The following is a 7,836-nucleotide window of genomic DNA, read 5'->3' on the forward strand; positions in this document are numbered from 1 at the left end:
AGGATAAGCGCACACATGACGTATTGCGTCGCCATGCAACTGGCGGACGGGTTGGTGTTCATCTCCGATTCACGTACCAACGCGGGCATTGACCAGATTTCCACCTTCCGCAAGCTGTTCGTGTTCAGTACACCGGGGGATCGGCTGATCGTCCTGCAGACCTCCGGCAACCTGGCCACCTCGCAGTCTGTGGTCAACCTGCTGAAGCAACGGACCCGCACGTCCGCTTCGCACCTGTTGAACGTCGGCACGCTCTACGATGCGGCAGTGATGGTCGCCGACACCCTGCGCGAGGTGATCCTGCGCGATTGCAGCAAGCTCGCCTCGAAAGCCGACCTGAGCTGCGCGCTCATCGTCGGTGGGCAGATCGCCGGGGGGCCGATGGGCATCTACAACATCTACGCCCAGGGCAATTTCTTCCAGGCCACCGAGGACACGCCGTTCCTGCAACTGGGCGAGAGCAAGTACGGCAAGCCGATTCTCGATCGCAACCTGACCTACCACACTCCGCTCGACGAAGCGCTGCGCTGTGGCCTGATCTCGTTCGATTCGACCATGCGCAGCAACCTGTCGGTCGGCATGCCGCTGGATCTGCTGGTGTACCGCAAGGACAGCTTCGCGGCCGGGGAGCAGGTGCGTATCGACCGCGAAGATGCCTATTTCAGCCAGATCCGTGCGCAATGGAGCGATGGTCTAAAAGCCCTGCTGGCCGAACTGCCGGCGCCGCCTGCCGACTACCTGAACGAATGATTGGCTAAACGGGTCACGTTGACCCTCCTCGAAACTTCCAACACCCTGGGTGCGCCACCGATGCCCCGGGCGCACCAGTGAACCTTCGGGGGCTGTCCGGGCTCAGTTGTCCAAACCGCGCTTGCGACATCGACAAAGGATTGCCATGGCCCCCGCCTCCTCCACCGCCCTTCCCGCCCTGCGCGTCGAACGTGAGCTGAGCCTGCGGGCGGTGCTCACGGGGACCTTGCTGGGCATCTTGCTCACGCCGTCGAATGTGTATGCGGGGCTGAGGATCGGCTGGTCGTTCAACATGTCGATCATCGCCTTGCTGGTCGGCTTCGCCCTCTGGCAAGGCCTGGCCGGGCGCCGCAAAGGCCAACCCGATTGGTCGCTGCATGAAAGCAACATCAACCAGACCGTGGCTTCGGCCGCCGCTTCGATCATCTCCGGCGGGCTGGTCGCGCCGATTCCGGCGTATACCCTGCTCACCGGTCAGCAACTGGACCCGGTGCCGCTGATGGCCTGGGTTTTTTCCGTGAGCTTTCTGGGCATCTGGATCGCCTGGTACTTGCGCCCCTCCCTGCTCAACGACCCGGAGCTGAAGTTTCCTGAAGGCATGGCGACCTTGGAAACCCTGCAGCAGATCTACCAGCACGGTCGCGAAGCGATGACCCGCATCAAGGTGCTGTGCAGCGCCGCGGTGCTGTCCGGGCTGGTGAAATGGGTGGATGGGTTCGTCTGGACGATCCCGCGCTGGGCCCCCTCGCCGGTGCTCGAGCGCCTGACCTTCACCTTCGACCCTTCGCTGATGCTGATCGGCTTCGGCAGCATCATCGGCATCCGCGTGGGCCTGACCTTGCTGCTCGGCGCCGCACTGGCCTGGGGCGGCCTGGCGCCGTGGCTGATCGAGCATGCCCTGGTGGTGTTGCCCGCCAACGCCAGCGGCCCACAGTTCGCCACCTTGGTGGAGTGGCTGTTGTGGCCAGGGGTGAGCCTGATGGTCTGCGCGACCCTGACATCATTGGCGATTCGCCTGGTGCAGGCCTCCCGGCGCTCGCCGAGCAAGCGCCGGGAGAGCCACGCCCCGCGCGCCAGGCTGCGCTTGACCCCGTGGCCGGCGTCATGCCTGTTGCTGGCCATCGCCCTGGTGGTGACCCTCCAGGTGCTGTTGTTCGGGATCGACGGGTGGATGGCGCTGCTGAGCATTCCGTTGGCACTGTGCCTGGCCGTGGTGGCCGCCCGGGTGGTCGGCGCCACCGGCATCGCGCCGATCGGGGCGATTGGCAAGCTGTCGCAGCTCGGCTTCGGCCTGGTCGCTCCCGGCCAGGTGGCGATCAACCTGATGAGCGCCAACACCGCCGGCGGCGCGGCCGGGCAGTCGACCGACCTGATGAACGACTTCAAGGTCGGCCAGGCCATCGGTGCGACCCCGCACAAGCAGTTGATCGCGCAATGCATCGGGATTTTCATCGGCAGCGTGGTGGGTGTGCTGGTCTACCGCCTGCTGATTCCCGACCCACAGACGATGCTGCTCACCGAGCAGTGGCCCGCCCCGGCCGTGGCGACCTGGAAAGCCGTGGCGCAGACTCTGACCCAGGGTTTGGGAGCGCTGTCGTTGCCGGTGCGCTGGGCGATCGTGGCCGGTAGCGTCGCGGGGGTGGTGCTTGGGGCGCTGGACAGCCTGCTGCCGCCACGCGCTGCGCGCTGGCTGCCGAGTACCGCGGCGCTGGGCCTGGCGTTCATCCTGCCGGCGTCGATCGCCATGATGATGGGCTTGGGGGCGGTGCTGACCTGGTTGGTCAGTTGCCGCTGGCCGCGTATGGCTGAACGCTTTGCGATTACGGCGGCGGCGGGGTTGATTGCGGGGGAAAGTATCACCGGGGTGGGGGCTTCGTTCTGGGAGATGTTGCGGGGGTTGTAGGGGACGGATATCGAGCGCCGCCCGCGCGGCGCTCGGAAAGCTTCTGCAGTGATCGTTATGGCCCCTCTGCGTGGGCGCGCTTTAGGTGCATAATCAAGCATGCTTGCACATTGAAGACTGTACGCTCGCCGAGCAACCTTGCAGATGGCCCAGATGAATACCATTGACCGCATCACCCAACTCGTCTTAGCCCGCCGACCGGAATTGGGCGTGCGAAGCGTCAAGCGCGATATAGCCACTACGTGTGGGATCAGTTACGAAGCGGTCCGCCAGTGGTTCGCCGGTGACACCGAGCACATCAAAAACGACAACCTGCTCGCCATCGCCGATGGATATGACACGACAGTGGATTGGCTTCTCGTAGGAAAGGGCGAGCCGCCGCGCAGGTCTGAGCCTAAGTCCGAGCTGAACGCCAAGCTTTGCGCAGCCGAGGACGATCCCCAAGGCGATAGCGCAAGCGGGTTTGTCATCACGGCCGCCGAGATAGCAGAAGGCGATATCTCCATCGCGCAATACGACATCCGCGCCGCGATGGGACACGGCCAAGTGCCTTCAGAATACAGCGAGCTCATCCGAAATGTCGTGATCCGCGAGGAAGTCTTGCGCGAGAAAGGCGTGACCTACACCTCGGCACGAGCCCTGGCGATGATCACCGGCTGGGGCCAGAGCATGGAAGGGACCATCAACGACAAGGACCCGGTGATTGTCGACCGCGGTATCACCGATTACCAGGGAGAGGGCGTTTATGTCCTTACCTGGCACGGTGATCTGCTCATCAAACGCCTGCAACGGCGGGACGAGGACCATTTCTGGCTGATTTCGGACAACCGCAATTACGAGAAGCAATCCGCCCGGATCGATGACGTGACGATCCATGCCAAGGTTCTACTGGTCTGGAATGCCAGAAAAGTGTAGCTGCCGAGTCGGGCTGTGTTCTTCAGAACGGCGCTTGGACCTGGGAATCGATCACAGCCACATCCTCTACCCGGTCGATTACCCGATCATCATCCGTCGCGGTGTCCCATTTCAGAAGTACCGACCCATCGTCGTAGAACGCCATCTCCAGTCCTCCCGTTTCGGCGAGTAGCTCCATGATCGCATCCCAATCCTGATCGCGATCCGTGTCCATTCGATGGACCATCACCTTCCGGTCCAGCTGGGCCACGGGTGAATTGATCATCGCTGAAACCCTCAATCCCAGCCGCTCCAGGCTCGTCAGCTCATCTACCCGACCTGCACGTTTCTGCGCCGACATCTGCCCCTCCCGAATACTGTTCATTCATACAGTACAAAAAACAAATACAAGCTTGCTTGCTTTTTCTGTGCCCGACTGCTTTTATAAATACAAGTCAGCTTGCTTTTGCGTGCTGTCTAGGCCCACCCCCATGGGCTGCTCGAACGGCGAAATGAAGCATGCGCGCGGAAGGACGCATCCAGGCTGGAAGCAAGCGTGCCAAGCCAATGAACGTATCGCGAGGAGAAACCTATGACTGTCAACATCAATGACCTAACGATCACTACCCCCGTGCCGGTATCTTCGACAAACCCCGTCGCTTTGGAAGTCAGTGGAGCGGTGGCGATTGCCGAATTCCCAAGCGTCGTCGAGGTGCTTAGCGATGGCTCCGTGCAATTTTCAGCGCCGACCAAAGGCGCCTCGAGCAAAAGCACTCACCGCACGCGCTGCGAGTGGTCTGAGGCGACCAACTGGACGCTGGGCAGCGCACCGGAGCACTGGAATCGACAGGAGATGAAGCTCACCAAAGTCAACGCTGCGCAGAAAGTGGTCATTTCCCAGATGCATGTGCGGGGCGATGACAGCCCACCTATCAAGGTGTTCTGGAACAAAGGGAACATCACCCTGGGCTTCCGAACCACTTACAACCAGGCCACCCCGGTCAACTCCACAGTGCTCAAAGGCGTTCCACTCGGGGCGAAGTTCAACGTGAACATCCATGTCATGGCAGATGGCAAAGTTACAGTTACGGCCGAATGCAACGGCGCTTCGGGGTCGTCGGGCACGCTGCAGCTGGACGACACTTGGGACTCGCATCTTTTCGAGTTTCACGGCGGCGTCTACAACCAGATCGACTACACCGACGCCACCCCTGCCGACGATGGCTCGATTTGCATCATCAGTAGCCTGTCGCTGATCCACAGTTGAACGATGAGCGAAAAAGTCGGCCTTCGGGAAATCCGGTCATCGCAAGGTGACTGGATCTAGAAATCCACCTTCCCCCGTCCCGCTTTGACACTGCTGCGCCGCGCCTTCCCCTCGAGCCGCCGGGTCTTCGATCCTAGGGTCGGCTTGGTGGGGCGGCGTTTCTTCTCGGTCTTTCCCGCAGCGATGATCAGCTCGGCCAGGCGCGCCAATGCGTCAGTGCGGTTCTGCTCCTGAGTGCGGTACTGCTGGGCCTTGATGATCAACACGCCGTCGCCGGTGATGCGACTGTCACGCAGCGCCAGCAGCCGCTCCTTGTAGAACTCGGGCAGCGACGAGGCCCGGATGTCGAAGCGCAGGTGCACGGCGCTGGACACCTTGTTGACGTTCTGCCCACCCGCGCCTTGGGCGCGGATGTAGGTCAGTTCGATGTCGGAACCGGGCAGTTGAACAGCGTTCGAAATAATCAGCATGACAGTGCCTATGGAAGCACGATGTAGTCGTTGCGTTGCACGACCCCGGCATGGGGCCCCTCAACCAGATGCACATAGCGCCCACCCACCACATCGATGGGCAGACAGTCATCCACGTCCAGCAGCGCATCGGTATGGGCTTTCTGCCAATGGGACAGCACCTGCCGCCTGCCCTTCTCCTTGGCTTCGAGCATGTCCCTGGCCACCACCAGCAGGTACTGATGCGCTTCACCGAACGCTCCCGCCTCGTAGCCACCCAGGTTGATGAAGTACAACCGCGGCGCATCCGGCAGCGGCGCCAGTGGGCTGAACGCCACGCGCCAGCCCTCGACGCCATCGACCGCCATCCACGAATCGATGTGCACGCCTCTGGGGCTGCCGAACCAACTCTCACGAAGCTGCGGGTAGGCTTGCTCCAGCGTGTCGGCGACGACGAACGCGACATCGTGCACCTCGATCTTCGCCCGCGGATGCTTGCCGCCGAGCAGTACCACAAAAAGCATTCGATACCCCTGTTACCCGAATCGCCACCTAGTGAACAGCGCCGCGAACTCGCTGCCGGCTGGGTCTGGTCAATAGGCGACCTAGATACCCGAGTATAAAGGGCGCGTGCGTCGAGCGCCGAACCGTCTTTCGCTTTGAACCGTATGGCTTTGCGCAGACTCAACCAAAGGCAAGTTCTTACATCCAACCCGTGATGAGGAAACGCCATGAACGCTATCGATCTACTGATTCAAGACCACAAGCTGGTGAAGAAGCTGCTCGAAGAGCTCTCGACCACCACCGAGCGAGCAGTGAAAAAGCGGGCCGAGCTACTTCACAGGATCCAGCAGGAGCTGCAGATTCACACCACGCTCGAAGAAGAGATTCTCTATCCGGCCATCAAGGAAGCGGGTGGCAAGGAAGAGGCAAAAATGTACTACGAGGCCAAGGAAGAGCATCGGACGGTCGACTCTCTCGTGATACCCGATCTTCTGCATACCGAAACCGGCACCGTCGAGTTCGCCGGGCGCGTCAAGGTCATGAAAGAGTTGCTGGAACACCATATCGAGGAGGAAGAAGACGAACTCTTCCCCACGGCGAAGAAGCTGCTCAGCAAGGCCACCCTCGAGGAGCTTGGGCAAACCATGGAAATGCAGAAGAAGATGCTCAAGGGCGAGCAACGAGCGGCGTAGTGAAGCGGCCACCTGCCGGCGCTCATAACGCGGGTAGGTGGCCAACCCCAGATATCCCATCATCAGTTGGAAAGTTTCGTGGATTACTGGATCGGAATACTTGAATGGCCGGCCATGGTGATGACTGTGCTGGCAGCATGGTGCATCGGTTCGCGCCGGCCAGGTCGAAGGAAAATTGGATTCTGCTGTTTCATTGCAAGCAACGTACTGTGGGCCGTGTGGGGCTGGCAAGCACAGGCTTGGGCACTGATCATCCTGCAGTTCTGCCTCTGCGTTATGAATCTGCGAGGGTGGCGGAAGAACACGCAAATGGAAACTGCCGGGGGAGAACATCGTGACAAGCCTGTGACGGGAAGAGCACACTTGTACTCCTCCCGACTGTGAGCCTCTGCTCTCTTATTTCGCGGCACCGAGTAGTTGTGCGCCGGTAGCGCCCTGCGCCGCAACCCAACGTGCACGTCCCACGCCCCAGGCAAGCGCCCTAGTCATCGACTCGCCCGGGCGTGAATCGAAGGCTTCTTCATGAACAGCCATTCCAGACGGGGCGTAAACACCGATGAACATCTGCGTATTACCCGTCCGCGACAGTCGCACCTGAACATCGATGAACGTCCCATCGTCGAGCGTCTCGTCGTGAACGCGGTGGTGAAGCGTCGGATCGGCCCAGTCCCAAAAAACATCACCGCGTATTCGCATAACGAGCCTCTACGACTTTAGTCTGATGTGTGTGTGTCTGATCACCTTAGTCCTTGCTGTGTTGGGGGCAAAAACATTGTTCAGAAATGAGCGCTGAATCGGACCATCGGTGGGTTTTCTTGTACGCGTTCAATGACTTGTACAACTTGGCTGACGCGATACGGGGCGAAGGAGATCAAGCGATGCTGGATGCAGGTCGCGGCTCGGCTGGCTGGGGAGAAGTGGGCCGAAAAATCAGATTTAAGGGCTTCCTTGTAGGACGTTTCCCAAAGATACTGTTGCGGCCTATTTTCCATTGCAGCCTGGCTGAGATGCGTTTTAGTCTCGGGGTGTCGTTGCAAAACAACGATGCAGCTTTGACAGGCTGGAAGGCAATTAGTCTATGGCTAGCCCTTTATGGTAGCTGTATGTGGGGCACGTTCGCGTGCGCCGGGACTTTGCTATTTGCCACCGGTCTGTCAACCCACGTACAGCTGCCACCCTTCTGTTTGACAGCAGGTAGGTGGACGCTCCAATCAGGTAAATAGCCATGTTGAAGATAGTCCCCGATCCACCGCATAACCCCCATTCCCTCGAAGACACGCTGATGATCGCTGCGGATTACGCCGTCTGCGCGGAAGCTGTTGCCCAGCAAGCCGCGTTGATGCAGCCCAGGTCGCCGGCCACGTTGCTGATCATGAC

Annotated in this window: 10 protein-coding genes; 6 read left to right on the forward strand and 4 right to left on the reverse strand. The window is 60.5% G+C overall.

The window, feature by feature from the left end:
- Window positions 1-15: 15 nt before the first annotated feature.
- The 3 genes from KY379_RS24900 (at window position 16) to KY379_RS24910 (ending at window position 3,568) form a co-directional block, all read left to right on the forward strand.
- Window positions 16-750 carry a proteasome-type protease gene (locus tag KY379_RS24900; RefSeq protein ID WP_261241912.1) on the forward strand — a complete coding sequence of 245 codons (735 nt, stop codon included), beginning with the start codon at window positions 16-18 and terminating at the stop codon, window positions 748-750.
- A gap of 145 nt (window positions 751-895) precedes the next feature.
- Entirely contained in the window at window positions 896-2,653 is a 1,758-nt protein-coding gene (locus KY379_RS24905) for an OPT family oligopeptide transporter (RefSeq protein ID WP_261241910.1), read from the forward strand.
- A 153-nt stretch (window positions 2,654-2,806) separates the two neighbouring features.
- On the forward strand, window positions 2,807-3,568 hold the full coding sequence (locus KY379_RS24910; RefSeq protein ID WP_133330532.1) for a S24 family peptidase: 762 nt from the start codon (window positions 2,807-2,809) through the stop codon (window positions 3,566-3,568).
- Window positions 3,569-3,590: 22 nt separating this feature from the next.
- Here the strand turns inward: KY379_RS24910 and KY379_RS24915 are convergent, their stop codons facing one another.
- Complete coding sequence (locus KY379_RS24915) at window positions 3,591-3,908, reverse strand: DUF1654 domain-containing protein (RefSeq protein ID WP_196172439.1); 318 nt, start codon at window positions 3,906-3,908, stop codon at window positions 3,591-3,593.
- 231 nt (window positions 3,909-4,139) lie between these two features.
- Between KY379_RS24915 and KY379_RS24920 the strand changes: the two genes are divergently transcribed.
- Window positions 4,140-4,814: a polysaccharide lyase family 7 protein gene (locus KY379_RS24920; RefSeq protein WP_261241908.1), complete on the forward strand. Its 675-nt coding sequence runs from the start codon at window positions 4,140-4,142 to the stop codon at window positions 4,812-4,814.
- A 56-nt stretch (window positions 4,815-4,870) separates the two neighbouring features.
- On the opposite strand, the gene arfB is transcribed toward KY379_RS24920, so the two are convergent.
- Together arfB and KY379_RS24930 are read right to left on the reverse strand one after the other, a co-directional pair.
- Window positions 4,871-5,284 (reverse strand): alternative ribosome rescue aminoacyl-tRNA hydrolase ArfB, encoded by a 414-nt coding sequence (arfB, locus tag KY379_RS24925; protein ID WP_261241907.1) that lies wholly within the window; start codon window positions 5,282-5,284, stop codon window positions 4,871-4,873.
- A gap of 8 nt (window positions 5,285-5,292) precedes the next feature.
- Complete coding sequence (locus KY379_RS24930; protein WP_261241904.1) at window positions 5,293-5,787, reverse strand: DUF1543 domain-containing protein; 495 nt, start codon at window positions 5,785-5,787, stop codon at window positions 5,293-5,295.
- 207 nt (window positions 5,788-5,994) lie between these two features.
- On the opposite strand from KY379_RS24930, the gene KY379_RS24935 reads away from it, so the two are divergent.
- Together KY379_RS24935 and KY379_RS24940 are read left to right on the forward strand one after the other, a co-directional pair.
- A complete protein-coding gene (locus tag KY379_RS24935) occupies window positions 5,995-6,459 on the forward strand; it encodes a hemerythrin domain-containing protein (protein WP_133330542.1) in 465 nt (154 codons plus the stop codon).
- 114 nt (window positions 6,460-6,573) lie between these two features.
- Window positions 6,574-6,843: a hypothetical protein gene (locus KY379_RS24940; RefSeq protein WP_306466702.1), complete on the forward strand. Its 270-nt coding sequence runs from the start codon at window positions 6,574-6,576 to the stop codon at window positions 6,841-6,843.
- 12 nt (window positions 6,844-6,855) lie between these two features.
- Here the strand turns inward: KY379_RS24940 and KY379_RS24945 are convergent, their stop codons facing one another.
- Window positions 6,856-7,155, reverse strand: coding sequence for a hypothetical protein (locus tag KY379_RS24945; RefSeq protein WP_133330546.1), 300 nt, complete (start codon window positions 7,153-7,155; stop codon window positions 6,856-6,858).
- Window positions 7,156-7,836 lie beyond the last annotated feature (681 nt).

Origin of the sequence: Pseudomonas sp. HD6422, assembly GCF_025377065.1 — a bacterium.
Classification (GTDB): domain Bacteria; phylum Pseudomonadota; class Gammaproteobacteria; order Pseudomonadales; family Pseudomonadaceae; genus Aquipseudomonas; species Aquipseudomonas putida_U.